At 45.1% G+C, this 25109-nt stretch carries 26 protein-coding genes, 1 tRNA gene and 1 pseudogene; 12 read left to right on the top strand and 16 right to left on the bottom strand.

Going from position 1 to position 25109, the window contains the following annotated elements:
* Window positions 1–230: 230 nt before the first annotated feature.
* A complete protein-coding gene (gene hmpA / locus D4N35_RS08730) occupies window positions 231–1445 on the bottom strand; it encodes an NO-inducible flavohemoprotein (RefSeq protein WP_120072542.1) in 1215 nt (404 codons plus the stop codon).
* Window positions 1446–1679: 234 nt separating this feature from the next.
* Between hmpA and D4N35_RS08725 the strand changes: the two genes are divergently transcribed.
* Both D4N35_RS08725 and D4N35_RS08720 read left to right on the top strand, forming a co-directional pair.
* The gene (locus tag D4N35_RS08725) at window positions 1680–2120 is read left to right on the top strand and encodes an Rrf2 family transcriptional regulator (protein ID WP_120072612.1); all 441 of its coding nucleotides are present in this window, start codon (window positions 1680–1682) and stop codon (window positions 2118–2120) included.
* Window positions 2121–2189: 69 nt separating this feature from the next.
* Window positions 2190–3422, top strand: a complete 1233-nt coding sequence (locus D4N35_RS08720; protein ID WP_120072540.1) for an aminopeptidase — start codon at window positions 2190–2192, stop codon at window positions 3420–3422.
* Window positions 3423–3463: 41 nt separating this feature from the next.
* Here the strand turns inward: D4N35_RS08720 and D4N35_RS08715 are convergent, their stop codons facing one another.
* Window positions 3464–3706 carry a hypothetical protein gene (locus D4N35_RS08715; protein ID WP_120072538.1) on the bottom strand — a complete coding sequence of 81 codons (243 nt, stop codon included), beginning with the start codon at window positions 3704–3706 and terminating at the stop codon, window positions 3464–3466.
* Between the two features lie 185 nt (window positions 3707–3891).
* Here D4N35_RS08715 and D4N35_RS08710 point away from each other — a divergent pair, with 185 nt between their 5' ends.
* A complete protein-coding gene (locus D4N35_RS08710; protein ID WP_120072536.1) occupies window positions 3892–4407 on the top strand; it encodes an acyl-CoA thioesterase in 516 nt (171 codons plus the stop codon).
* A gap of 233 nt (window positions 4408–4640) precedes the next feature.
* On the top strand, window positions 4641–5648 hold the full coding sequence (gene mreBH, locus D4N35_RS08705) for a rod-share determining protein MreBH (RefSeq protein WP_120072534.1): 1008 nt from the start codon (window positions 4641–4643) through the stop codon (window positions 5646–5648).
* Between the two features lie 471 nt (window positions 5649–6119).
* Here the strand turns inward: mreBH and floT are convergent, their stop codons facing one another.
* From floT to queF, 4 genes are all read right to left on the bottom strand, one after another.
* Window positions 6120–7667 (bottom strand): flotillin lipid rafts scaffold protein FloT, encoded by a 1548-nt coding sequence (gene floT, locus D4N35_RS08700; protein WP_120072530.1) that lies wholly within the window; start codon window positions 7665–7667, stop codon window positions 6120–6122.
* 17 nt (window positions 7668–7684) lie between these two features.
* Window positions 7685–8215 carry an NfeD family membrane protein gene (locus tag D4N35_RS08695; protein WP_120072528.1) on the bottom strand — a complete coding sequence of 177 codons (531 nt, stop codon included), beginning with the start codon at window positions 8213–8215 and terminating at the stop codon, window positions 7685–7687.
* A gap of 122 nt (window positions 8216–8337) precedes the next feature.
* A complete protein-coding gene (locus D4N35_RS08690) occupies window positions 8338–8976 on the bottom strand; it encodes a queuosine precursor transporter (RefSeq protein WP_120072526.1) in 639 nt (212 codons plus the stop codon).
* Window positions 8977–8989: 13 nt separating this feature from the next.
* On the bottom strand, window positions 8990–9487 hold the full coding sequence (queF, locus tag D4N35_RS08685; RefSeq protein WP_120072524.1) for a preQ(1) synthase: 498 nt from the start codon (window positions 9485–9487) through the stop codon (window positions 8990–8992).
* Window positions 9488–9784: 297 nt separating this feature from the next.
* Between queF and D4N35_RS08680 the strand changes: the two genes are divergently transcribed.
* Complete coding sequence (locus D4N35_RS08680) at window positions 9785–10360, top strand: beta-class carbonic anhydrase (protein ID WP_120072522.1); 576 nt, start codon at window positions 9785–9787, stop codon at window positions 10358–10360.
* A gap of 128 nt (window positions 10361–10488) precedes the next feature.
* On the opposite strand, the gene D4N35_RS08675 is transcribed toward D4N35_RS08680, so the two are convergent.
* Complete coding sequence (locus D4N35_RS08675; protein WP_120072520.1) at window positions 10489–11685, bottom strand: iron-containing alcohol dehydrogenase; 1197 nt, start codon at window positions 11683–11685, stop codon at window positions 10489–10491.
* A gap of 203 nt (window positions 11686–11888) precedes the next feature.
* On the opposite strand from D4N35_RS08675, the gene D4N35_RS08670 reads away from it, so the two are divergent.
* Window positions 11889–11961 (top strand) — tRNA-Arg (locus tag D4N35_RS08670).
* A gap of 44 nt (window positions 11962–12005) precedes the next feature.
* Here the strand turns inward: D4N35_RS08670 and D4N35_RS08665 are convergent.
* A complete protein-coding gene (locus D4N35_RS08665) occupies window positions 12006–12197 on the bottom strand; it encodes a hypothetical protein (protein ID WP_120072518.1) in 192 nt (63 codons plus the stop codon).
* 301 nt (window positions 12198–12498) lie between these two features.
* On the opposite strand from D4N35_RS08665, the pseudogene D4N35_RS08660 reads away from it, so the two are divergent.
* Window positions 12499–13923 (top strand): annotated as a pseudogene (locus D4N35_RS08660) (PQQ-dependent sugar dehydrogenase).
* A gap of 451 nt (window positions 13924–14374) precedes the next feature.
* Here D4N35_RS08660 and D4N35_RS08655 read toward each other — a convergent pair.
* From D4N35_RS08655 to D4N35_RS08625, 7 genes are all read right to left on the bottom strand, one after another.
* The gene (locus D4N35_RS08655) at window positions 14375–15700 is read right to left on the bottom strand and encodes a YjiH family protein (RefSeq protein WP_120072610.1); all 1326 of its coding nucleotides are present in this window, start codon (window positions 15698–15700) and stop codon (window positions 14375–14377) included.
* Window positions 15701–15791: 91 nt separating this feature from the next.
* Window positions 15792–16769: an agmatinase family protein gene (locus tag D4N35_RS08650; RefSeq protein ID WP_120072516.1), complete on the bottom strand. Its 978-nt coding sequence runs from the start codon at window positions 16767–16769 to the stop codon at window positions 15792–15794.
* Between the two features lie 3 nt (window positions 16770–16772).
* The gene (gene hutI / locus D4N35_RS08645; RefSeq protein WP_283903013.1) at window positions 16773–18029 is read right to left on the bottom strand and encodes an imidazolonepropionase; all 1257 of its coding nucleotides are present in this window, start codon (window positions 18027–18029) and stop codon (window positions 16773–16775) included.
* 108 nt (window positions 18030–18137) lie between these two features.
* On the bottom strand, window positions 18138–19808 hold the full coding sequence (hutU, locus tag D4N35_RS08640) for a urocanate hydratase (RefSeq protein WP_235870341.1): 1671 nt from the start codon (window positions 19806–19808) through the stop codon (window positions 18138–18140).
* A 153-nt stretch (window positions 19809–19961) separates the two neighbouring features.
* The gene (locus D4N35_RS08635; protein ID WP_120072512.1) at window positions 19962–21422 is read right to left on the bottom strand and encodes a helix-turn-helix transcriptional regulator; all 1461 of its coding nucleotides are present in this window, start codon (window positions 21420–21422) and stop codon (window positions 19962–19964) included.
* A 143-nt stretch (window positions 21423–21565) separates the two neighbouring features.
* The gene (locus D4N35_RS08630) at window positions 21566–22543 is read right to left on the bottom strand and encodes a DUF3597 family protein (protein ID WP_120072510.1); all 978 of its coding nucleotides are present in this window, start codon (window positions 22541–22543) and stop codon (window positions 21566–21568) included.
* A gap of 116 nt (window positions 22544–22659) precedes the next feature.
* Entirely contained in the window at window positions 22660–22884 is a 225-nt protein-coding gene (locus D4N35_RS08625) for a hypothetical protein (protein ID WP_120072508.1), read from the bottom strand.
* Between the two features lie 132 nt (window positions 22885–23016).
* Between D4N35_RS08625 and D4N35_RS08620 the strand changes: the two genes are divergently transcribed.
* From D4N35_RS08620 to D4N35_RS18085, 5 genes are all read left to right on the top strand, one after another.
* Entirely contained in the window at window positions 23017–23223 is a 207-nt protein-coding gene (locus D4N35_RS08620) for a YozQ family protein (RefSeq protein WP_235870340.1), read from the top strand.
* Window positions 23224–23235: 12 nt separating this feature from the next.
* Window positions 23236–23394: a hypothetical protein gene (locus D4N35_RS18100; protein ID WP_164876325.1), complete on the top strand. Its 159-nt coding sequence runs from the start codon at window positions 23236–23238 to the stop codon at window positions 23392–23394.
* Window positions 23395–23583: 189 nt separating this feature from the next.
* Window positions 23584–23724, top strand: a complete 141-nt coding sequence (locus tag D4N35_RS18095) for a hypothetical protein (RefSeq protein WP_164876324.1) — start codon at window positions 23584–23586, stop codon at window positions 23722–23724.
* Window positions 23725–23813: 89 nt separating this feature from the next.
* Entirely contained in the window at window positions 23814–23957 is a 144-nt protein-coding gene (locus tag D4N35_RS18090) for a hypothetical protein (protein ID WP_164876323.1), read from the top strand.
* Window positions 23958–24071: 114 nt separating this feature from the next.
* Window positions 24072–24227 carry a hypothetical protein gene (locus D4N35_RS18085; protein WP_164876322.1) on the top strand — a complete coding sequence of 52 codons (156 nt, stop codon included), beginning with the start codon at window positions 24072–24074 and terminating at the stop codon, window positions 24225–24227.
* Window positions 24228–24266: 39 nt separating this feature from the next.
* On the opposite strand, the gene pabC is transcribed toward D4N35_RS18085, so the two are convergent.
* Complete coding sequence (gene pabC / locus D4N35_RS08615; protein ID WP_120072506.1) at window positions 24267–25109, bottom strand: aminodeoxychorismate lyase; 843 nt, start codon at window positions 25107–25109, stop codon at window positions 24267–24269.

Below are 25109 nucleotides of genomic sequence, written 5' to 3'. Positions count from 1 at the left end.
TAGACTACGCTTGCGAAGGCGTAGCTTGCCTTCATCAGCGATTGGCTTAATCCTTGCGCCGATGGCGCCTGAAGCTGGACATCACGTTAATCTTGTTTGCAAAGAAAATTCGGTAAAATTTTATGCTTTCTTTAGCTTTTAATAATAAACCGGGCGGCACTCAAATTGTTAAGTGCCGCCCGGTTTTTGTTTTATCCAGCTAGCGCCCAACGGGACGCTTCCGTATTTCCTTAAACTGCCGCTTCCACTTTTTCCAAGGCAAGAGCTGGTCCGAAGAATTCATATCGGATGTTTTCATCGGAAACGCCCAGCTGCACAAGCATATTTACAACACTTTTCAAGAATGGCTCAGGTCCGCATACATAGCAGATCGTGTCTTTAGTAATTTTATCTGCCAGAAATTCTTTTGTAATATAGCCTGTAAAGTGATGTCCGCCGTCTTTGTTCGCCGGAGATTGATATCCATAGTAGCAGCTGCCATGTTTAAGTTTTCCTGCCAACTCACAAGCTTCTTCACTGAAGGCGTGTACACCCTCATGTCTTGCTGAATGAATATAAGTTACTTCACGATCAGAATTGTTTTCAACCAAAGTTTCAAGCATGCTCATCATTGGTGTAAGTCCCACTCCGCCGCTGATCAGTGCTACCGGGGCAGTTTCTTTCATATTCAATACAAAGTCTCCCGCAGGGGCACTTGCTTCAAGTGTATCACCAACATTTACATGATCATGCAAGTAATTGGATACTTTTCCGACTGGTTCAAAATCCGCTTCTCTTTTTACAGAGATTCTGTAATATTCCTTGCCAGGTGCACAAGATAAGCTGTAATGGCGGATGGATGTAAATTGCTCACCAGGAACACGAACTCTTACAGATATATATTGGCCGGCTTTATAGGTTGGGAGCGGCTTTCCGTCTTTTGCTTTTAAGTAGAAGGAAGTAATGACGTCACTTTCCTTCACTTTGTCGACAACTTCCAATTCTTTAAAGTCTTCCCAGCCGCCTTCTTCGGCTTCTTTATACATATTTGCTTCAATGTCAATAAACACTTGTGCGATTACGCCATAGGCTTCAGCCCATGCATTAATGATCTCATCTGTCGCCGCATCGCCAAGCACTTCTTTAATGGCTTCCAATAAATGTTTTCCTACGATTGGATAATGTTCCGGTTTTACCCCAAGACCGCGGTGTTTATGAGCTACCGGCATAACTGCAGGAAGAACACTTTCCAATTGATCGATATTTTTGGCTGCTGCCAATACCATATTCGCGAGAGCTGTTTGCTGGCGTCCTCTTGACTGGTTGGCGTGGTTAAAGATGTTAAGCAATTCTGGATGATTATTAAACATGTTTTTGTAAAATACAGAAGTAATTGTAACCCCATGTTCCTCCAATACTGGAACTGTTGATTTGATAATATCGATTGTTTTTTGTGAAAGAGCCATTTTTCATTCTCCTTTTAAAAGATGTATTTAATATATATCTTTAATTTCACTTTAATGGATTCAAATGAGAGCTACAATCCCTTTTTAGGATGTGTAAAAAAGCTGACAAAAACCCGACGCAATTTGTTCACAAAAGATGCATTTTAAATATATGTTTGAAACAAATCCCATTGCAGAGCGCTCTACTGCCCTTTGGAGCTTTAAAATGGTATGATATTCAGAGGTGATGGAAAAATGAGATTGACAAACTACACTGACTATTCTTTGCGTGTTTTAATATACCTTGCATTGAAAAAGCCCGGCGAATTGGCAAATATTACAGAAATTGCAGAGTCGTACGGCATCTCAAGAAACCATTTGACAAAAGTGATCCATGAGCTTGGGAAAATGGGCTTCATCCATACGATCCGCGGACGCGGCGGCGGCATCAAACTGGCGCTTCCTCCTGAGGAAATCAATATCGGAGAAATTGTGAGGAAAACAGAGGATGACTTCAATATAGTGGAATGCTTCAGCCAAGGTTCCGGACATTGTGTCATCTCCCCCGTCTGCGGCCTAAAACATGTCCTTAACCGCGCCCTATCCGCCTATTTGGCCGTCTTGGATGAATACACGCTTGCCGACATCGTAAAATCTCCTTTCGATTACCGTGCTCTGCTCGGAATGGAGAAATAACATTGATTGGATTTACCTTCCTGTGCTGTTAAAATAAAACAGACTACTTTTTTACAAAGGAGAATGTATATGGCTGAATTTCAGGAAACACTTGAAAAGTATGCAGAGCTTGCTGTAAAGGTAGGCGTCAATGTTCAAAAAGGGCAGACGCTTGTGGTGAATGCAACAATTGACAATGCGGAATTTATTCGGCTTATAGTTAAAAAGGCATACGAAGCCGAGGCCAAAAATGTTGTTGTCAATTGGAATGATGATGTCGTGACTCGCCTGAAATATGATATGGCACCTGATGAAACTTTTCATGAATATCCGCTGTGGCGCGCCAAAGAAATGGAGGAGCTGGCGGAAAACGGTGCAGCCTTCATGTCTGTCGTTTCTTCCGGCCCTGATTTATTGAAAGGCGTCGATCCCAACCGGATTGCCAACTTCCAGAAAGCAGCAGGAAAAGCGTTGAATAAATATCGCCAATACATTCAATCAGATAAAATCAGTTGGACCGTCATTGCCGCACCATCCGAAGATTGGGCAAATAAAGTCTTCCCGGATGCTCCTCCCGAAGAGCGGGTCAACAAGCTGTGGGATGCCATCTTCAAGGCAACAAGGGCCGATCTCGACGATCCGGTCCAGGCTTGGAAAGACCATGACCGCAATCTTCACGAAAAAGTCGACTACTTAAATGAAAGACGCTATAAAAAACTGCATTATAAAGCGCCCGGCACCGACCTGACGATTGAACTTCCGAAAGGCCATCTATGGGTCGGAGCTGGCAGCATCAACGAAAAAGGCGACGAATTCATGGCCAACATGCCAACTGAGGAAGTTTTTACAGTACCTTATAAATATGGCGTTGAAGGTACAGTTTCAAATACGAAGCCGCTCAGCTACGGCGGCAACATCATCGATGGTTTTACGCTGACTTTCGAAAAAGGAAAGATCGTTGATGTGAAGGCCGAAGAAGGCGAAGATATTTTGAAGGGATTGGTCGATACGGACGAAGGCTCCCATTATCTAGGTGAAATAGCACTCGTTCCTTTCAATTCCCCCATCTCTCAGTCAAACATTTTGTTTTACAATACACTGTTTGACGAAAATGCATCCAACCATATTGCAATCGGAAGCGCCTATGCCTTCTGTCTGGAAGGCGGCAAAAACATGAGCCAGGATGAACTGGAGAAGAACGGATTGAATACGAGCATCACCCATGTGGACTTCATGATCGGCTCCGAACAGATGGATATTGACGGAATTCTGGAGTCAGGAGAAAGCGAGCCGGTATTCAGAAGCGGAGACTGGGCGTTTTAGAAATAAGAGGTTTGGCGTTCGCGCCAAACCTCTTCCATTTATTAATAATCAATTTCTGTTGCCCAATTGCCTCCGAATTCATCTAAATAACGATCTTCAAATTCTTCCAGCTCTTCCATCAATGGAATGTCGACAAGACTCCTTTGGCTGTTGTCCATTCCAGCGGGGTTTTTTGGTCCAAATGCTGATTCCTGCTTCCTTTTGACAATCACAGAATCATCCCACCGCTTCATCACGGAGGAACCATCCGGATTGTACATGACTCTTTTTGACAGCTTATCCATTGCGACATCTCCCCTTTTTTAAAAAAATATTCCGAGAACACCGGCGGCCAGAGACGCCTACAAACAAATAAATGGAAAAGCATACTCATCTATACCCTTAAATACGATCAGTAAACATGAAATTTAAATTATTTTTTTCCATCAGGTATAATGGGTAGCAGTTTGACATCAATGAGGTGAAAGAAATGGAACAACGCCCAAGCAAGAAAATGAAAGAATCACTGACTGTAAAAACAAGCCACGTATCTCCTCCGGATACAAATCATCATGGCAATTTATTTGGCGGAAAGTTAATGTCTGATGTGGATGACGTAGCATCCATTGCTGCCGCAAGGTTTTCACGGAAACCTGTTGTCACGGTATCAACGGACTCCGTCGACTTTTTCAAACCGATTCGGATAGGCGATGCCGTTACAATGGAGGCGATTGTCACATGGAGCGGTACAACGTCTATGGAAGTATTTGTAAAAGTCTTGTCTGAGCATTTGATTACAGGCGAGAAATCACTTGCCGCTTTTTCTTTCCTTACATTTGTCGCTTTGGATGAAAACGGCCGGCCATGCCCTGTACCTAAAGCGATTCCGGAGTCGGAGGAAGAGCGCTGGCTCAATGAAACAGCCAAAGCACGGGCAGCCCATCGCCAAAAAAGAAAAAAAGAGAGCAAGGAATTGGCTGATTTTTTTTCAAAACTAAACCTGTGACCAGGAATATATTGGATGATTACATTTTCGCGCTTTTTTTACAGGAAGGTTAAGTTTATATAACAGCCGCCGTCGATATGAAAATAAAATCGGTGAGTTATCAACGCTTATGTCAGTTTTTGCCCTTTTTTGTCTGTAACAATTTCTTCCTCCTGCCATTTACAGCAAGAAATATCCCTATAAATTTATTATACTTAATGTAGGATATTACAAGTAAAGGCAAGGTGGTACATATGTTTTCGAACACTGAAATCGGGATTGACCTGGGAACAGCGAATGTTCTAGTTTATACAAAAAATAAAGGGATTATTTTGAATGAGCCATCCGTTGTGGCGGTTAATACAAATACAAAGCAAGTGGTTGCATTTGGAGCGGAAGCAAAAGAGATGATCGGCAAAACACCTGCCAGCATTACGGCCGTCCGCCCGCTCCAAGACGGGGTCATCGCTGATTTTGACATCACCAGCCAAATGTTGAAGCATGTCATGAAAAAAGCCGGAAAAACGTTGGGATTTGCTATCCGCAAACCGGATGTGGTTGTCTGTACGCCATCCGGGGCCACCTCTGTTGAAAGGCGCGCCATCCATGATGCGGTCAAATCATGCGGAGCAAAGAATGTTCATTTGATTGAGGAGCCTGTTGCTGCTGCCATCGGAGCCGATCTTCCTGTAGAGGAACCTGTCGCAAATGTCGTTGTGGATATCGGCGGGGGAACAACGGAAGTAGCCATCATTTCTTATGGCGGTGTTGTCAATTGCAATACCGTCCGGATCGGCGGTGACTTGCTGAACGAAAACATCATTCAACACGTGAGAAAAAGCTACAATCTATTAATCGGGGAGCGGACAGCAGAAAACATCAAGATCGAAATCGGTTATGCGCTTGTTGAGCATCCGGAGAAAAAAATGGATATCCGGGGACGGGACCTTGTAACGGGGCTCCCGAAAACGGTCACGTTGAGTTCCTATGAAATCCAGGAATCATTGAAAGAATCATTGCTTCATATTTTAGAAGCAATCCGTGCTACATTGGAAAACTGCCCGGCTGAATTGAGCGGCGATATCGTAGACCATGGGGTCGTTTTATCAGGGGGCGGCGCCTTGCTGAATGGCATGCAGGAATGGCTGAGTGAAGAAATTATTGTTCCTGTCCATATTGCACCAAACCCGTTGGAATCCGTGGCAGTAGGAACGGGGAGGGCTCTCAAATTTATCAATAAACTTCAGACCGTTGGAAAGTAGCAGTACCCATAAATTGACGGAAAGAGCGGATTTTTCTTTGGAATCTACAATTTAAGGGCTTTAGGCAAAAACGGACACGATTATTGATGATTCGTTACCGTTTCACAGGCCTTCCCGTAAATACGGGCACGATTAGTCCAGGTTCGTTACCGTTTCATAGGGCTTCCCCCTAAGACATGCACTAATGGCGCCCCTCTTTGGTAAATAATGGATTTCCGCTTTGTTTTTACTGATAGGATTCCAAATATATAAAAGCTGTCCGGAAAGTCACTTTCACTGACTTTCCGGACAGCTTTTTTTATTATAGTTAAAATTTCACCGAATTTTCTCTTCAAACGAAGATTACATAATGTCCAGCTCCAGGCTCCAACGGCGCAAGGATCAAGACGAATTGACTGTGGTGGCTGAAAAGCTCCCTCATCAAAATTCGGCTTGTGCTTGTCGCCTAAGGGGGCGCGCCTTGCGCTTTTCTTATTTCAATGGACCTTCTTCATCCATCAGGTCTTCCTGCCCACTTGAAGCCCGAACCTCATCAGTCAATGCATCGATGCTGCTACGAACATTGCCTTTTCCAGACAAGTTCTCCAACAGCTCTCTTACATCGATGCCGGAAGAAGCCTTCAAAGATTCCTGCATACTTGCCATCAGATTGGTCGCATAGCCGGTAACCTTATTGGCTCCGCCTTCTCCCTGCCCTCCTGTGTCAACAACGGTAATCTTATCGATGTTTCCAAGGGGCGCGGCGACTTGCTTCGCATATTCAGGAAGCATCTTCAAGACCATATCCAACACGGCAGCCTGCCCGAATTGCTCGAACGCCTCCGCCACTTTGCGTTTCGCTTCCGCTTCGGCAACCCCTTTGAGACGTATCACTTCCGCTTCGGTCTCCCCTTGTGCACGCTGTGCATCAGCTTTTGCGATTCCATCCAGACGTACCCGTTCCGCATCAGCTTTGGCGGTCGCTTCCACACGGTATTGATGGGCATCTGCTTCAGCTATCTGCTTCGCCTTATCTGCACTTGCCGCCTGCTCCACGGCATAGCGGTCTGCATCTGCTTTCTTCTTGACTTCCGAGTCATATTGACGCTCACGGCGCAAAATTTCTTTTTCTTCCAGTTCAATCTGCTTTTGACGTTCAATGATTTTAATCTGCATTTCCTGTTCGGTTACTTCCTGCTTGGCACGCGCTGTTTCCAGGTCATAAGCCTGGTCGGCATTTGCCCTCGCCGTATCCTGATCGCGGCGGTATTCAGCCATTTTCAGTTGATTCACTTTTTCCGCTTCCGCGATTTCCGTGGCACGTTCAAGTTCGGCTTTTTTCGCTTCTTTCGCAGCTTCCGCCCGCTTGATACGGGTTTCTTTTTCCGCGTCAGCCGTTGCGATGTCCGCGTCACGTTTCACCTGAGCGATCCGCGGCTTACCGAGTGAATCCAAATAGCCGTTTTTATCACGGACTTCTTTAATAGTAAAAGATACAATGACAAGACCCATTTTGGCCAGGTCCTGTGAGGCAACGCGCTGTACCTCTTGAGAAAATTTATCCCGGTTTTTATAAATTTCTTCGACCGTCATGGAGCCGAGTATGGAACGGAGATGGCCTTCCAGCACTTCCTTCGCTTCGTTCTCTCTTTCTTCTTTCGTTTTTCCCAAAAACTGTTCGGCAGCCGTGGCAATTTCTCCGATGGAACCGCCGATTTTAATGATAGCCGTTCCGTCCGCCATTACTGGAACACCCTGCTCCGTATATACTTCAGGCGTGGTTACTTCAAGCTTGCTTGACAGCAAACTGAGCGGCTGCGCCTGCTGAAAAACCGGAAGGACAAAAGCACCGCCGCCCCGGATAATTTTAATTTTATTCCCTGCATCATCCACATGGACGTTTTTTCCCCCAAGATAGCTTCCTGTCACGATCAACGCTTCATCAGGACCTGCCGTACGATATTTGGTGATAAATACGGCGATTAACGCAATCAAAATAAAAACAACGACTAATAATACAATCATTACACCAAAAGGCATCAATCAATTCCCCCTCGTTAAGTAAAATTCTTTTTGTATGGCATTACGTGCAATACACCATCTTTCACTTCGATCACCAGTATTTCAGACCCTTGGGAAATGGGCACATCTTCAAAACTGGCTGCCGGCTTGGAAATCATTCCGCTGTAGCTCTCAATCACCACTTCCCCGAAACCTTTTTCAGGGATGGAAATGCTCACCGTTCCGATTCTTCCCTCCAAAGATTTTTCAGTATAGCTCAATGACTGTTCCGCGGAAGACATGGGAATGAGGACAAAGACGTTGAGTATCGTGTCCAGCAGAAGCGCTGCTAGTGCGGCAATTCCCATGATGAGAAAGCTGTTCAGAGAAGTGACCGCTTCAAGAATATATCCGCCGGCGGAGAAAAAAGTAATAAAGGCCAATATTAATATTGGATTTAGAAATCCGGCCGCTTCCCCCAGTCCTTCCAGGACATCTCCAAAGAACAGGTACAGAATCGTCAAACTGCCTGAGGCGATCAACAAAATCAAATAGATGGTTTCAATTGGCATACCGAACAGAGTCATACCCATCCATCCTTTTTCATGATATTGAGGAAATCACTGTCATACATCCCGCCTTTTCTCTTTTTTATCGCGATAGTCATCATACGTTCGAATGAACATTAAGTTTCATTTTTTGTAAAAAATTATACAGATACCGCTCCTTGAACTGACTGTTTGGCCGTTTCCCTCCTGCATATGGTGACAAGAAGATAAACGAGCGGCGTATCCAAGATGGCCACGACAAACTTAAAAGAATATTGGCTTAAAATCAGCCCGATCAAGGCCCCAAACGGCATTGTGCCATAGAAAGCGATGATGATGAAAATCGTTGTATCAACAAGCTGGCTTATCATGGTTGAAGCATTGTTCCGGATCCACAGCTTCTTTTCTCCATGTCTTTTCTTCAAACGGTGAAATACAGTCACATCAAGGTTTTGGCTGATCAGGAACGACAGCAGGCTTGCCAATGTGACACGGAATCCGGCTGAAAAAATGGTTTCAAATGCAGCCTGGTTTTCATAGAAAGGCGCCGGCGGAAGTTTCATAGTGACATAGATGAATATTACAGCAAGAAATTGCGTGATCAATCCGGCCATAACCGTTTTCCTGGCCGCATTTTTACCGTAGACTTCAGTAATCGTATCCGTGATTGGATAGGTGAAAACATAGACGATGACCGCCGCCGGCAGTATGACCCAGTTCCCGATGCTGATCAGTTTTACAGCGAGTATATTCGATAAAATCAACAATCCGACAAAAGCACCGTTTAAATAGAGAAGCATTCACCATTCCCTCCTAGCGGTTATCCACTTTTTCCGGATACAGATCGTGATTCAGCATGCGATATTCCGCCATCTGCTCATATTTCGTTCCGGGCTTTCCGTAATTGGAGTATGGATCAATGGACAGGCCGCCTCTTGGAGTGAACTTGCCCCATACCTCGATATATCTGGGATCAAGGAGTTTGATCAGATCGTTCATGATAATATTGACGCAGTCTTCGTGAAAGTCGCCGTGATTGCGGAAGCTGAACAGGTAAAGCTTGAGTGACTTGCTTTCGACGATTTTTTTGTCGGGAATATAGCTTATGTACATTGTCGCAAAGTCCGGCTGATTGGTCTGCGGGCAAAGTGAGGTGAACTCAGGACAGTTGAATTTGACAAAATAATCCCTGTCCGGATGCAGATTATCGATGGATTCCAAGACTTCAGGCGAATATTCGAATAAATATTTAGTGTTCTGATTCCCAAGCAGCGATAAGTCATTCAATGTATCTTCGTTTCTTCCGGCCATTTAAAAACCTCCCAAATTTCACCCGTTTTGTGAGGAAGGTTCAAAAAACCAGGCATCAAAAAAGCCATATCGCGCGGATATGGCAGCATTGTATAAGCCATAGTTTTTTATAGAGGGTTAACGCTATGAACCTCTTCCCATCCGGGTGTTTATAATGATTTCATCAATAATGATATCTGAAGAGGAGAACATGCGTCAACCACCGATTTTAGGGAGCAGAAAGAATCGGTGTGCGTCATGCTGTTTTTTCTGTCCTATCTTCGCTAAAATAAGAAAAAACGACTGGAGGAATCGCAGATGTCCTTATTAGATGAAATCCTTGATTATAATAAAGTTTTCATCGATGAAAAAATGTATGAAGCTTATGCGACAACGAAATTTCCCGACAAGAAGCTTGTTATTCTCACTTGCATGGATACCCGTCTGGTCGAGCTTCTGCATAAAGCAATGAACATGAAAAACGGTGATGTCAAGGTTGTCAAAAATGCGGGGGCGATCCTGACACATCCGTTTGGAAGTATCATGCGCAGCCTGCTCATCGCGGTATATGAACTGAAAGCCGACGAAGTGTACGTCATCGGACATCATGATTGTGGGATGAGTGCAATTGAAAGCGGACAGGTCCTTGAAAAAATGCAGGAACGCGGAATCACCAAGGAAACCTTGGATATCATCCAAAATTCCGGGATTGATCTTGATGAGTGGCTGACCGGCTTTGACAGCGTCGAAGAAAGCGTCGAACACAGCGTCAACATGATCCGTAACCACCCGCTCATGGCAGATGAAGTGCCTGTTCACGGCCTGGTCATCGATCCGCGGACCGGAAAACTTGACCTCGTTGTCAATGGCTATGAAACGCAGCCGGCTAAGTAGGAATTGATCGCAGCTGCTTAAGCGGAGCATTCAGGTTTAAACGAGAGTTGGGAGCTCTTACAAGAGTTGGAGCTTTATACGTGAGTTGGAATTACGCCGGACAGCCCGGCTGTCCGGGGCCGTTTCTTTTATTTTGCTGCCGCTCCCCTTCCGGAAAATTGATAATCATAGCAGGTCATATAAAGTTCTTGCAGTTCCTGCAATGTCGGTACTCTTGGATTATTGGCTGGGCTTCCGCTGTCCATCGCATCCTTTGCCATTTTTTCCACTGCCAGATAAAATTCTTTTTCATCAATCCCCCAACCTTTTAGATTGGGGATGTTTAAGTCACTGTAAAGCCCTTTTACGGATTCTACCGCAATGTCCGCAGCTTCTTCATCCGACAATTCCCCGTCAGGTCTAAAAATCCGTCCCAAGTCTGCCAGCCTTTCTATACATGAATCCCTGCTGAATTCCAGAACCGCCGGCAAAAGCATAGCATTGGAAAAACCATGAGGAACATGGAACAACGCTCCGATTGGCCTTGACATCCCATGGACGAGACATACAGACGCATTGGTAAAGGCCATGCCGGCTTTTAAAGATCCAAGTGCCATTTTTTCTCTTGATACCATATTGCTGCCGTCTGTATATGCATCCCGAATATTGTTCACAATCAGTTCCACGGCGGAAAGTGCGAGCATGTCTGTCATCGGATGGGACTTTTTTGACAAATAAGCCTCAATTGCATGACTTAATGCATCTACTCCCGTTGCAGCTGTTACATGTTTCGGTGAAGATTTACTCAACCCGGGATCCACGATTGCCGCGGCCGGCATGAATGCGGGCTGTTTGATCATCATTTTGACTTGGTTGGACGTGTTTGTTATAACGGTAACGTCGGTTGCCTCGGAACCTGTTCCGGCTGTAGTCGGAATGGCAATATGCGGAATTGGAGGCAGCTTGGCCAATCTTTTTCCTCCCACAAACTCGTCAATATTTCCGTCATTCGCCGCAAGGACGGAAACAGCCTTAGCGGTGTCAATGCAGCTTCCCCCACCCAAAGAAATAATGAGATCACAGCCGTTTGCCCTGAATATTTTTAAGGCCTCCGCCACGTAATGATCAGTCGGCTCTGTCTCCACCCCAAGGTAAACAGTGCTGTCCACCTCACAATTTTTCAAAAAAATCTTGCATTTTTCCACATTCCCAAGGTGCTCCATTACTTTGTCAGAGATGATCAAAGCGTTTTTTCCCTTTTGGGCAGCTTGTTCCCCGATTTTTAAAAAAGAATCAGGACCATATGTAATTGACGGCGGTGTTCTTAGTGTAAAAAATGAGTTCAAATAAATCCCCCCTACTAATCCTATTATACGAAAATTACAAAAATATTCCAAAAAGAAAAAAGCTAAAGCAGAATCCTGTTTGTGTAGAAAATAGCTTGTTTTAAAGAGAGAAAATTTCATAAATTAGTCAAGCCAAAATTTATACTTTTAAATGGGGAGAATTTATATTATAATGATACATGTGCTTTTTCCAATAGACATATGGCTCCGTAGCTCAGAGGATAGAGCGTCGGTTTCCTAAACCGTGCGTCGCAGGTTCGATTCCTGCCGGGGCCGTACATACAGAGACAAATAGCCCGGTCAACACCGGGCTATTTTTATTACCAATCGCAATCTTCATGCTCGTGTCTGCGTCTTTCTTCTCTGCATCTACACTCAAATTCACGTCTGCGCTCTTTTTCCCGCTCTTCACGCTCGCCTCTTTCTTCACGGCAGAAGCAAACGAACCGCCTTCTCCGTCTTTCTCTTTCCCTTTCTTCACCGACAAATTCATCTTCAAATTCAAAATGCATTTATATCTCTCCTGTTCATTTAATTTAAGTCGGCCGACTCGTTAATAATATATTGCGGATTGTCGAATGCGATTGGACAGAGTGTCTGATAGAAATGAGGATTTTTTGTTGTGGAAGGTTTTTCAAATTGTTGTCAAAAAATTTCTGTGAAGATTACCGGAATATGAAAAACAAAAAACGGATGAAAAAAACGGTTATCCGGCCCCGAGTCAGTTTCCCCCCCTGCCCTGATTTGGTACTAATAGAACAGTTCTGATCATACTCTTATTAAAGAAAACGATCAGAAGGAGTGTATAGTTAGTTGAAAAAAATTAAAGTTGGTTTACAGCCCATTGTGAGCAGGATAAATTTACCCACCGTTTTGAAAACAACTATACTTCCGGGAGACTCAGTTGAAAGATTATTTATTGCAACCCAGGTTGGAGAGATCTTTTACATAGGTAACGGAAGTTTAAGGACTTTTTTAGATATTCGCCCGCGTATCATAAAGCTGGGAACTTCTGAACAAGGTGTTTCCGGCGGTGGATATGATGAACGGGGATTGCTCGGGCTGGCGTTTCATCCGGAGTTTTATTATAACGGCCTGTTTTATCTTCATTATCCAGTAGCTGGAACCCAAGGTCCGGGTGCTCTTTCTGAACGTTTTAAGCCTGACCCCTGTGATCCGAAAACTTTAAATCTAAAGTGGATCAATAGAGAAACTCAATATGATCATATCGATACAGTTGAAGAATGGATGTTACAATCGAATGGCCATCCCCAAAGACGAAGGACATTGCTTAACTTAAGAAGACCATTTTTTAACCATAATGGTGTCAATAGCTTAAACTTTTCACCTGAAACAGGAAAACTCGTTTTAACAATCGGAGATGGCGGATCAGGCCATGACCCATTTAATTTAAGCCAGGATGATATGGAAATTGCCGGTAAAATAATTGAAATTGATGTAGTTAAGAATACATTTATCTATAATCCACCCGTAGTCACCCGCTTTAATGAACTTCCCGCACCTATTCAGGAAACGCTTACCGTAATTGCCAAAGGGGTTTGAAATATACCAGGCATATCTTTTCAAAGGTTTTATAATCAATATATTAAATATGCAGGAAATGTCGGACAGGATTTGGCAGAGTCAATTTTTTCATTTGTTCATTATAAACCAATACCGGTTACTCAGCTTGTTCATGCTTCTTTAAGAAATACCGAACCTGACCTGGAAGGATTTATTAACTTTGGCTGGCGGGGGTGGGAAGGTGCATTTCCTACTTCGATTATTAGGGACTGCACTAAAAATCCGGCTTTGGATGAGAAAACAATTGCTTATTACGATGAAGCAGTAAAAACTTCAGTAAACCGTCTTCAGCCATTAACCAGTTATTATCATAAAGATCCCCGACCCGATAAGTTTGGAGGAACTGCACTTACAGGCGTGCAAGCCTATATGGGAAATGAAATTCCCGATTTAACGGGAAGCGTTGTGTTTACCGATCTGGCCCGGGATGAAGAATCTCAGGGGGTTTTAGCTTATACAAGGGTAAGAACAGATTGTAAGCTCAATGATTTTAGCGTTATTAAAACCAATTATAATTTTGGGCCCCGATCCGCTCATTTTGTTAGTCTGGGAACGAATCTGGATCATACAAGACTATATTTAGGGGTTTATGGATCTATGAAAGTGACTGATTTTAACCAGGGTACTGTTTTTGAAATTGTCCCGGATTCATAACTTTGAACCTCTCATGACTAAACTCATACGATTGGGGTTTATGAGTCAAGAAATTGTCCCGTCAAACCTCCCTGCTTCCTCTATTTCCCCATTTAATGCCATAAGAAAAAAGCCGCCATAAAAATGGTGGCTTCCAATACTTCACGAATATATTCAATAACTTGTTATAACTGTATATCTCAAGATAAATTGCCGCGATAATATTCTTTTTTAAACCTAAACGACGTATGCCCTACCTCTCATACATCCTTACGACTCCGCAGTCGATCCAGTGTGATTAAGTTCTTAATTATTTAATCAAGAACGCCAAATATTTTTTTCATCTTTGATATTTCAAGTTCATTCGGAAAAGCATTCATTCTATCATACCATGTAAACAAAATAAATGAAAGCATACCAGCAGGGTTATTAAATTTTGGTAAAACAAAAAAGGGAAGATCTCTCTCCCCGTCTACAATATGAAATATGCGATTGGAGTAACAATGACTATTGTTAGGATAACCCGCTGAACCCAAATAATGATCAGCTGCGGTATGCTAAGCGGTATTTCAGTTGATACAATACATGGAACGACGGCAGAAAAGAAAATGATGCCGGAAATAGATACAACAGCGATGACGAATTTCACGATAAGAGCGGCTTCTGTGACAAGCAATGCAGGAAGGAACATTTCCGCAATGCCCAAGGATGCCGCTTTAGCAGCAAGCATGGGATCGGGCAATTGAACAAGCAGCGTAAACGGGTAAAAAATATAACCAATCCAATCAAATACAGGCGTATATTCAGCCAGTACCAGTCCCAACAGCCCAATGGAGAGAATAGAAGGCAAAATCGCCATGGCCATTAGGACTCCATCCTTCAGGTTAATCCAAATATTTTCAATCAATTTTGGCGATGAATTGACTGTAGCTTTTGCTTCTTTCCAGGCTGCTGCAAAGCGGTTGCCGCGAATTTCCGCTTCCGGCTGCGGTGTTACACCCTCATAATACTCATCTTTGATTTTGGACAGCGGCCAAATTCTGGATGTGATGGCTGTAACGGCAAATGTCACGATGAAGGTGACCCAGAAAAACGTAAGCCATATGTTCATCAAGTCAAGGGTTTTCGCCACAATGACCATAAACGTCGCAGAAACCGTTGAAAACCCTGTAGCAATGATAGCTGCTTCTTTGGCAGTATATTTTCCTTCTTTATAAATGCGATTGGTAATAAGCAGTCCGAGAGAATAGCTTCCTACAAAAGAAGCGACAGCATCAATAGCCGATCTTCCCGGTGTTTTCCAGACAGGGCGCATGATTGGGCGCATCAGCACTCCGACGTATTCAAGCAATCCGTATCCAACGAGCAAAGCAAGAAATACGGCTCCAATAGGAACGAGCAGTCCAACAGGAACGACCAGTTTTTCAAACAGGAACGGCCCCATGTCAGGTTTGAACAGCCAAGCCGGACCGAAATGAAATACAAGCATGAGTCCAACTAAAAGCCCGATTGCTTTGAAGATTGAAAAAATTATATCGACAGAAGACTTTTTCCAGTTTCCCGAAATGAATGGATACAACGCCCCCGCAACAATAACGATCAGTGCATAATATGGTGTTAAAGCAGCAACGTTTGCCTGAATAAAAGAAACGATATGATCCAGCATAATGGAATTACTCTCGCCAATTGTAACCGGAACGAAAAACATGAAGGCACCAATAAAACTGTAGACAAAAAACTTCCACATTTGACTGTTTGAATCCGCCTTTATTACTGCCGTTTCTTTCTCTTTCCTCATCGCATCCAACTTTCATTCCTCCTTTTAAACTTCATTTCCCTTTCGGGTTGCCGTGCCGCCGGCATAACCAGCGGCACGAACGCACCGATTATCATCCCTTTCCTGATCCCATCACCCTCCCCGTCACAAACTGCATCCAGGCATATACACCGGCTTTTACCGTTTCGGAAACTGCCGAGTCCTTTGTCGGATCGAGACAGACAAAATCTATATATCGCACTTCCTCCCGCTTGCCGATTTCCATTAACGCGCCAAATAGTTCCGTCGTCGTCATGCCGCCCGGCGTTGAAGCGGGAACGCCCGGTGCCTGGGTGATATCCAAGACATCCATATCCACCGTCACGTAAATGATGCCTGCTTTTTCAGACAGGCGATCGATCGCTTCGTTGACAGCAGCAGGGACGCCTTTTTCCCTTGCCTGTTTTAATGTGACCATGCGAATCCTTTTCTCTTTGGCATAGCTGATCAGAGGACGGGCGTTGAAATAGCCGTGAAGCCCGATGTTATATACGTTGTCTCCTTTGACAACGCCGCCATCGATGAGTTGGCGGATCGGCGTCCCGTTGGCGGGACCGAGTTCAGCCGGATCGCGGACATCCAAATGGGTGTCGAGCTGCAGAATGCCGATCGTCTCTTCCGGGAAGGTTTCTTTGATTCCGCGGACAGCACAGGCAGTCGTTGAATGGTCCCCGCCAATCATGCAAAGGGCCGTTTCCGGATATTGTCTTGAAAGATATGCACAAGACTCCTGAATCCGTTTATGCGATTCCGAAATATTGGTTGTGTGCATGGCCACATCGCCCGCATCCGCCACATGGAATGGCGTTAAATCTAAATCTTCATCCAAATTGTATGTTGCATAGCTTTTCCACATTTTCCGAAATTCCTGCGGGTATAAAGAAGCGCCCGAAACGCTGATAGAGGAGCGCGAAATAGGCGCTCCAAAAAGAATCAGGTCCGGTTCGCCCTCCCCCTGCTCCAGCGGACGGACCCATTGGTGAACAAAATCTGGTTCACCCTCAGACGGATTCCAGAACCACTCGGGTTTTCTCAGCCAGTTTTCTCCCATCTGTTACACCACCCGGATTCCTTTTTTCCAAACGGATTTGACATGGTTGACCCCGAAAAAATATTGGAGTTTTTGGTAGTTTTCGATATCCCACATGACAACGTCGGCCTGTTTTCCTTCTTCCAAAGAGCCCGCTTTATCCTGCCGGTTGATGGCACAGGCAGCATTGTATGTTGCCGCAGTCAATGCCTCTGCTGGCGTCATGCGCATCAGGATGCACGCCAGGTTCATGACAAGCGGCATGGAAGTTGTCGGGGACGACCCAGGATTGCAGTCGGTGGAGATGGCTACCGGGACGCCCGCGTCAACCATTTTTCTTCCGGCTGCTGCCTGCTCCCTCAAGTAAAGCGCCGTAGCGGGCAACAGGCAGGCGATGACGCCGGACTCTGCCATAGCCCGGATTCCTTCATCTGATGCTTTCAGCAAATGTTCAGCCGAAATGGCGCCCACTTTGGCTGCCAGTTCCGCCCCGCCGTATGATTCAATCTCATCAGCATGGATTTTCGGAATGAGCCCATATTTTTTCCCCGCTTCCAAAATCCGCTCGGACTGATCAGGCGTAAAAACGCCTTTTTCACAAAAAACATCATTAAACTCGGCGAGTTTTTCCTCCGCTACGACAGGAAGCATCTCATTAATTAATCGATCAACAAATTCATCTTCGCGTCCCTTATACTCCTGCGGGACGGCGTGGGCACCCATAAAAGTCGGCACGATGTCGATTGGGTGGGTCTGCTGCAGCTTTTCCATCACGCGAAGCTGCTTCAGTTCAGTTTCCAGATTCATGCCGTATCCGCTTTTTCCTTCCACCGTCGTAATGCCGTGAGCGAGAAATGAATCGAGCCGCCAAGTTGTTTGTTCAATGAGTTCTTCTTCCGTCGCTTCCCGGGTCATGCGGGCAGTGGCATGGATGCCTCCGCCTGCATTCATAATCTCCATATAGGTCGCGCCTTCCAGCCTCATTTCGAATTCCCGCTCGCGGCTTCCTCCATACACCACATGTGTATGAGGATCCACAAGCCCAGGTGTGACAAGGCAGCCGGAAGCATTAACAATGTCTGCCTCCTTCTCTCGCTCCCCATACTTCTTTTCAAGCTCGGCCGTTGTTCCAACCGCCTTGATCACGCCTTCTTCCAGCCACATACTTCCATCTTCAATGATTCCAAGCTCAGACATCTTTTCTTTAACCCGCGGACCTTTGCCATCTTGTGAGAGCGTTGCAAGCTGTGAAGCATGTTTGATCCAAACCGGTTTTTCCACTCTATCAGCCTCCATACAAAAGGGGTGTGTTACACCCCGTTCCTTATTGAAAAAAGTTTCGTGTTCTGTTACCCTGCCAACCATATAAAAGGCAGCCCACTGCGGAATTTACTCCTTCTCCTTCAGCATTGGAATTTTTACGCCTTTTTCGCGCGCTGTTTTTTCCGCCAATTCATACCCCGCATCCACATGCCTTGCGATGCCCATGCCGGGGTCTGTCGTCAATACCCGTTCAAGCCGGGCTTCCGCTTCTTTAGTTCCGTCAGCGACAATGACCATACCGGCATGGAGTGAGTACCCCATGCCGACTCCTCCACCGTGGTGGACGGATACCCATGTGGCACCTCCAACTGCATTGATGAGGGCATTTAAAATCGGCCAGTCTGCCACAACGTCCGAACCGTCCTTCATTGCTTCCGTTTCCCTGTTCGGAGAAGCGACCGAGCCCGAATCCAAATGGTCGCGGCCAATGACAATCGGAGCTTTCAGCTCGCCGTTTGCAACCATGTCATTGATGATTTTTCCGAAGCGGGCACGCTCGCCGTATCCAAGCCAGCAAATGCGTGAAGGAAGCCCCTGGAATTGGATTTTTTCCCGGGCCATCCGAATCCAGTTGCATAAATGTTTGTTTTCGCTGAATTCACGTAAAATGACTTCATCAGTTTTATAAATGTCTTCGGGATCTCCGGATAAAGCCGCCCAGCGGAAAGGCCCCTTTCCTTCACAAAATTGCGGACGGATGTAAGCGGGGACAAAGCCCGGAAAATCAAATGCATTTTCAACGCCTTCATCCTTTGCAACCTGGCGGATGTTGTTCCCGTAATCAAAAGTAACGGCGCCTTTATTCATCATCTCAAGCATGGCTCTTACATGGTCCGCCATGGATCCTTTGGAACGTCTCACATATTCTGCTGCGTTTGTTTTCCGAAGCTCTGCCGCCTCTTCTAGCGACATGCCGGCAGGAATGTATCCGTTTAACGGATCGTGTGCAGACGTCTGGTCCGTCAACACATCCGGAATGAAGTTTCGGCGAATCATTTCCGGCAATAGTTCTGCTGCATTGCCCAACAATCCGATCGAGAGAGCTTTCCCCTTGTTTTTCGCTTCTTTCGCCAGCCTGATCGCCTCATCAAGGGAATCCGTTTTCACATCTGTATAACGGGTTTCAATTCTCCGGTCGATCCGTTTTTCATCGACTTCAATCGCGATGCAGACCCCCCCGTTCATCGTGACTGCCAGCGGCTGGGCTCCGCCCATTCCGCCAAGCCCCGCCGTTAAAGTAATCGTATTTTTTAGTGAACCATTAAAATGCTGTTTGGCGAGTTCGGCAAATGTTTCGTATGTCCCTTGGACAATTCCCTGGGAACCGATGTAAATCCAGCTGCCTGCCGTCATTTGTCCGTACATCATCAGCCCTTTTTTATCAAGCTCATGGAACGTCTCCCAATTGGCGTACGCCGGAACAATGTTGGAGTTGGCAATCAGAACCCTTGGCGCATTTTCGTGAGAACGGAAAACGGCAACGGGCTTTCCGGATTGAACCAGAAGCGTTTCATCACTCTCCAATTCTTTTAATGAGCGGACAATCGCATCAAAACAGTCCCAGTTGCGGGCTGCCTTCCCTATTCCTCCGTACACGACTAGTTCGTCGGGATTTTCCGCCACCTCCGGATCCAAATTATTCATGAGCATTCGGAGAGCTGCCTCCTGCAGCCATCCTTTTGCATGAAGTTCGGTCCCCCGATAGCGGACAACCCGTTCACTTGCAATCGCTTTCAAAAATATCATCCTCCTTTTCTGACTTTATTGTACATGTCGGCATCACCAACCTGTTTTATAATCTGATGATTTTTTTATAATCTGTTTCATCACTGATCCCTTACAAACACTTCTTTATAATTGATTTTTGAAAAGGGACCCTTTTCCTTCAATTTAAGGGCCCATTCGAAATTCTGTAGGTGTCTTTTTTTCAAACTGTTTAAACTTTACATTAAAATAAGTCCGATGATGGTATCCGACAAGACGGGCAATTTCATCGAGCGGCAAATCCGTCTCTTTCAACAGGCGTTTTGCCTCGACGATTTTGATTTCATGCAAGGTATCACGGAATGTTTTTCCCGACTCTGCCGCAAACCGCCTGCTCAGCGTACTTTTATTGATACGGAGCGCCTTTGCACAGTCCTCCAAATTCCATTGCGGGTTCCAGTAGTTGGATTCCATCAAGCTTTTCACTTTTTCAACGAGCGTCCTGGTACCCGTATCCAAGCTTCCATGTGTTTCCGTCAGCAGGCGGGTCGTAAATATCAGCAGCGCCTGGACGATCCGGTATACGACCGGCTCCTGAGTGATTTGCCGAAATACTTCGTGATAGGCGCCTTCCCAGTCCGGCTGCTGCAGCTGGCGTGATTTCATATAGCGGCGAACTTGTGCCAGCACACTCGTAATCCGGATTCTGACCATTTCCGGCGGAGGATATGGGCTTGTATATCCGAGAAATTGATGTTCCATCCACTCGCGGATCCCCTGGATATCGCGATTTTCAAGCATCTCAATCCAATGCCTCTGTTCCAGGGGCGTTAAAAACGGATCCATTGGCGCCCAGCTGATTTGTTCCATTTTAGCCAAAATTATGTCATAGCCTTCGAAAAAAATCATTTCGGTCAGCTGTTTCGTGCGATCATACATTTCTTTCAACGACAAGCCCTTCCAATGCATGTTCATGACGATGGCGAGCGGATCGTCGCATTCTTTCTTCCATTGTTCAAAAAATGCATGGAATTCCTCGCGGTAAAGTTCATCTTCCGGCAACTTTCCTACGCACAAGATAAACTGTGAAAATGCAAAAATCTGCTTTTCCCTTGAAAAAGAAAATTGCTGGAGCCTGGAATGGACGACCGAAAGTTTGTCCGGGTCCTCCGCAAGCAGCGCCGCCATTAAAATCGGCTCTTTTATTTTCTGGCCGCCCAGAAAAAAATCAGAGTAATCAATTGGCCTGTCCCGCGCTGTATCCGGATACAACGGTGCCTCCCTTTTTTTGTTCCTGATTTGAAACCGCAGCTGCTGGATGCATTTCATCAGTTCATCCGGAGCGATCGGGCGAAACAAGACATCTTCGGCCCGGAAACGCAATCCCCTGTATGCCGTTTGAAATATGCGCTCGGATGAAATTCCGATCCATCGTACTGATTGCAGCCACCTTTCGAAAGAATCATCCTTCTGCTCCCATTTATCCATATCGATAATGAACAAATCAGGCTGTTTTTCCGCGGAAGCCGCCGTCATTTTTTTGAATGAATCAAATGGGATCAGCTGTATCCCGGTCAGGTGCGATTCCACGAACCATTTCATCCCCCGCGCTTCCAGCTCGTCTGCCGTAAGAAGATATATCACCATATGCCCCACCACCTTCTTTTTATTATAGCAAATAGGCAATTTTCTCTTTAACGGCGAATAATCCGGACTCTCTTTTGTTCAATAATAACAGCAAGGGGTTTTCTGCTCCCTTGCTGCTGCTCATTCATGTGAAAAATTTTCCGTTATCGAATAACTGCCCCCGTTTCGGGCCCGACATAAATATTTCTTTTCCCCCGGCTTGTGTTGATTGTGACCACGTTGGGATAAGGACGGTCAAGAATTTCATACGTCAGGCCTCCATAGCGGGAAGGCGTAAGGCTCCAATCAGAATTTTGCTTGACCGGTTGAACGCCAAGTCTATAGGTCCGCCAAGTTTTAGCGTTCGCAGGAAGGTGTACTGTTCCTTTTTCCTTTCCGTCCGGCATTGCTCCTCTCATTTTATGAAGCAGTTCAAGATTTTTGGCGGCAGACAGATCATAATTTTCCACGCCGTATTGCTTCGCCAGTTGGCGCCTGTGGGCCGGACTTGAGTCAACCCCGATGCTTTTTAAATAATCGACGATGCTGTTGCCGGAATAGGTGCCGGATGAATGTACTTTTCCCGATGGCTTAGCAGCAGGCTCAGAGGCCTTGCCACGTTCCACATCCTTTTTAAATTGTGTCCTGGTAATCCCAAATTGGGCAAGATACGCGAATGGATCTGTATGTGTAGTTCCTCCCAAGTGTTCCCGTATCCAATTATGGGATTTTATCCCTCTGTCCCCAATTCCGGTGCCGGTATCCAAAGTTTTGGGCAGTCCTGCATCATCCGCAAGCTTCCGTAACAGCCAAATATAAGCCCCATAATCCTTTTTGAATATGTCAGGATCATTCGTGCGTGCGAGTTCAACTTGTGCGTAGGCGTACGGGTTCGCTTTCGGCCCCGCCCCGTATTGGAATTTTCCAACAGGGGCCAGCTGTACAATCCTTCCGCCGCTTCCGACAAAATGAGAAGTAAACGCATTGCGCCAGTTGGCTGTCATAAATTCCACTTCCGCATCAAGAGAATTCGGTCCGGTGTTACGAAGGTTTCCGGATTCATGAGCAATAATGAACCTGCTCGATCTGATCGGTATATCCGGCAGGCCGGGGATGATTCTTTTTTCAATTTTATATGCCATAAGAATCCCTCCTGCTTTATTTAATGCGCCTGTCCTGAAAATGGAAGGGCAGGCATCATGTTAAATGTGGTTTAAAATAAAAAAAGGCCCGGCGCCTTTCTCAAGACAGCCCGGTTTTATCGTAAGCTTCCACTTTTTATAGAAGGCACTGGTGATGCGGACAATACATTTTCTATTTTAAATGTTCTGAAGGAATGCTTTTGATAACAATATGCCTGGATTACTGTATTTGAAATGGAGAGAACTTTAATGATACGTTTCGTGAATTGCCGGTTGGAGGACATATAAATGATTTCCACATTCCCTTTTGACATGGCTGCACGTTCAAAAACCTGCTTCATTCAACCACCTCCGGAATAAATGTTTGTTTTATTGTATGCGAACGTATATTCGTTAATCAATGGTAATTAATTCATGTAATTGCAGCTCTTATTTAGGAAATAATATGTAAAGCTAATAAAGGAGGGAATCCGTTGAATAAAGATCTTCAAAAGAAGAGCATGAAGCTTGCAGGCAGACAGTACAAGTTAGATGGCACCAATAGGAAAGATTCAATATCAAAAGGAATTGCCACGACCCACGAACAGGTTAGCGATGCATACACTGAAGGGCAGATCGACCCCGTGATTGAGAATGTGGATGGAGAAGACACAAAGATTACAGAAAGGATTTTTGATTGAGGAGGGACAATCATGTCTGAAAGAGGACAATATCAAAACGGCGACGGGCAGTATAAAATGCCGAAAGCACTTCGCCGGGACAAAAAATTCGCATACCGCGTGGGGTACACAGCAAGCACAGGAAATGACACGGGCGGAAAAGACGAGCCAGGAAAAAGAACGGATTTATAAATATGGAAACAGATGGCTTCGGAAAAAAACAAAGCCATCTGTTTTTATTTTTTAAAAAGACTGATATAAACTTTGAGAGAAACAGCAAAATGAGCTATACTCATAGTTGAATAAACGGAGAAACCTCTTCGCTTTTCATTAATAGATGTTGAAAAGCGGGCATTGTATTAAAGAGTGGAGGGGATCAATGTGCAAATGGGAGTTTTAATCGGGTTGTCCGTCTTTTTGGGTGCGGTAGCATTATTTCTAGTCTACTATATTGGATCCGTGCTGGATTCAAGCGACTCAAATACAGTAGACGAATTGCCTTCTGAACAAAAAAACAACTGACAAAGCCGCCTCCTGCAGCATGCTGCAGGAGGCTTATCTATGGAATAGATTCCGGGCATGGGCATACATTTAAACAAGGAGGAATGCTCATGCAATTATGGGTCACACTTGGATTGACAGGTGTTTTGGCTGCCATTGCCGGATTTCTCATCTACTATATTCATACAGTTTTGGATTACGATGACGCAAGCACAATCGACCCCTTGCCGCCGCCGGATAAAAAAGATAACTAACCGAAAACTTTCCTGTCTTATGACAGGATTTTTATGTTTGTAGGAAAAAAAAGAGGGAATAATATATATATCTTCATTGTTTCCACACTATCAATCAAATAGGAGGGAACTGGAATGGATTTATCAATTTTGATCGGGCTTGTTATATTTTTGGCGGTAGTCGCTTTGTTCCTGGTGTTTTTTATCAGTTCCGCCCTGAATTTTGACGACGCAAGCAGAGTGGACCGGCCTCCTGCTCCCAAGAATTTTAAAGAAAAAAGTGAACACTGACTAATTTTTAGCCCCTGCCAAATTCGGCAGGAGCTTTTGTTATTGTAGTTCGGAAATAAATTTTTGATACAAACCGTTCAGCATTTGAACAACAGTCCCTTTTTTTCCAGGCAAAGCTTTCCCTTCGAAGACATTTACAGGGACAATTTCCTGGATCGAATTCGTAAAAAATATTTCATCTGCATGAATGAGTTCCCGTTTTTTGTACAGCCCTTCTTCTGCCGGAATGCCCAGCCTTTTGGCAAGCCGGAAAATGAACTGTCTTGTAATACCGTTCAGTATCCCGGTTTCCACCGCCGGCGAATATATCCTGCCGTTTTTCACCCAAAACAGATTCGAAGTGACGCCTTCAGCCAAATAGCCATCCGCAGAAAGAAAGATGCCTTCTTTTCCCGGATCAGCACCCAGCTCCCGCTTGGCAGCTATATTATTAAAAAAGTGATGGGATTTTAAACGAATTTTCGTTTCGGGCGTATTGCGGCAGATTGTCAATAACACCGCTTCCTTTTCGCGAAGCGGCTCCAATGGAGAAAGTTCCTTTTGAAAAAGAATAACTGTCGGATCCGAATACAGGCCAGCCTGCAATCCTACTTCCGCCGGTCCGGCCGAGACATTCATCCGAATATAGGAATCTTGTAATTGATTAAGCTCCGACAGCTTTTCTATTACAGCCATCACTTCTTCCCTTTCAAAAGCGCGATTGATTCCCATTTCCGAAAGTGCTGCATTCAGCCGCTCCAAATGTTCATCGAGCAAAAAAGGGATTCCCCCATATGTACGAAACGTTTCAAACGCACCCACACCATATAAATAGCCATGGTCAAAAGGTGAAATGCGCGCTTTTTCTTTTTCAATAAATTGACCGTTTAAAAAGATATACAT

It is taken from the genome of Siminovitchia fortis, assembly GCF_003605365.2.
GTDB lineage: Bacteria > Bacillota > Bacilli > Bacillales > Bacillaceae_C > Siminovitchia > Siminovitchia fortis.
This window is presented reverse-complemented; position numbering and strand designations above follow the sequence as displayed.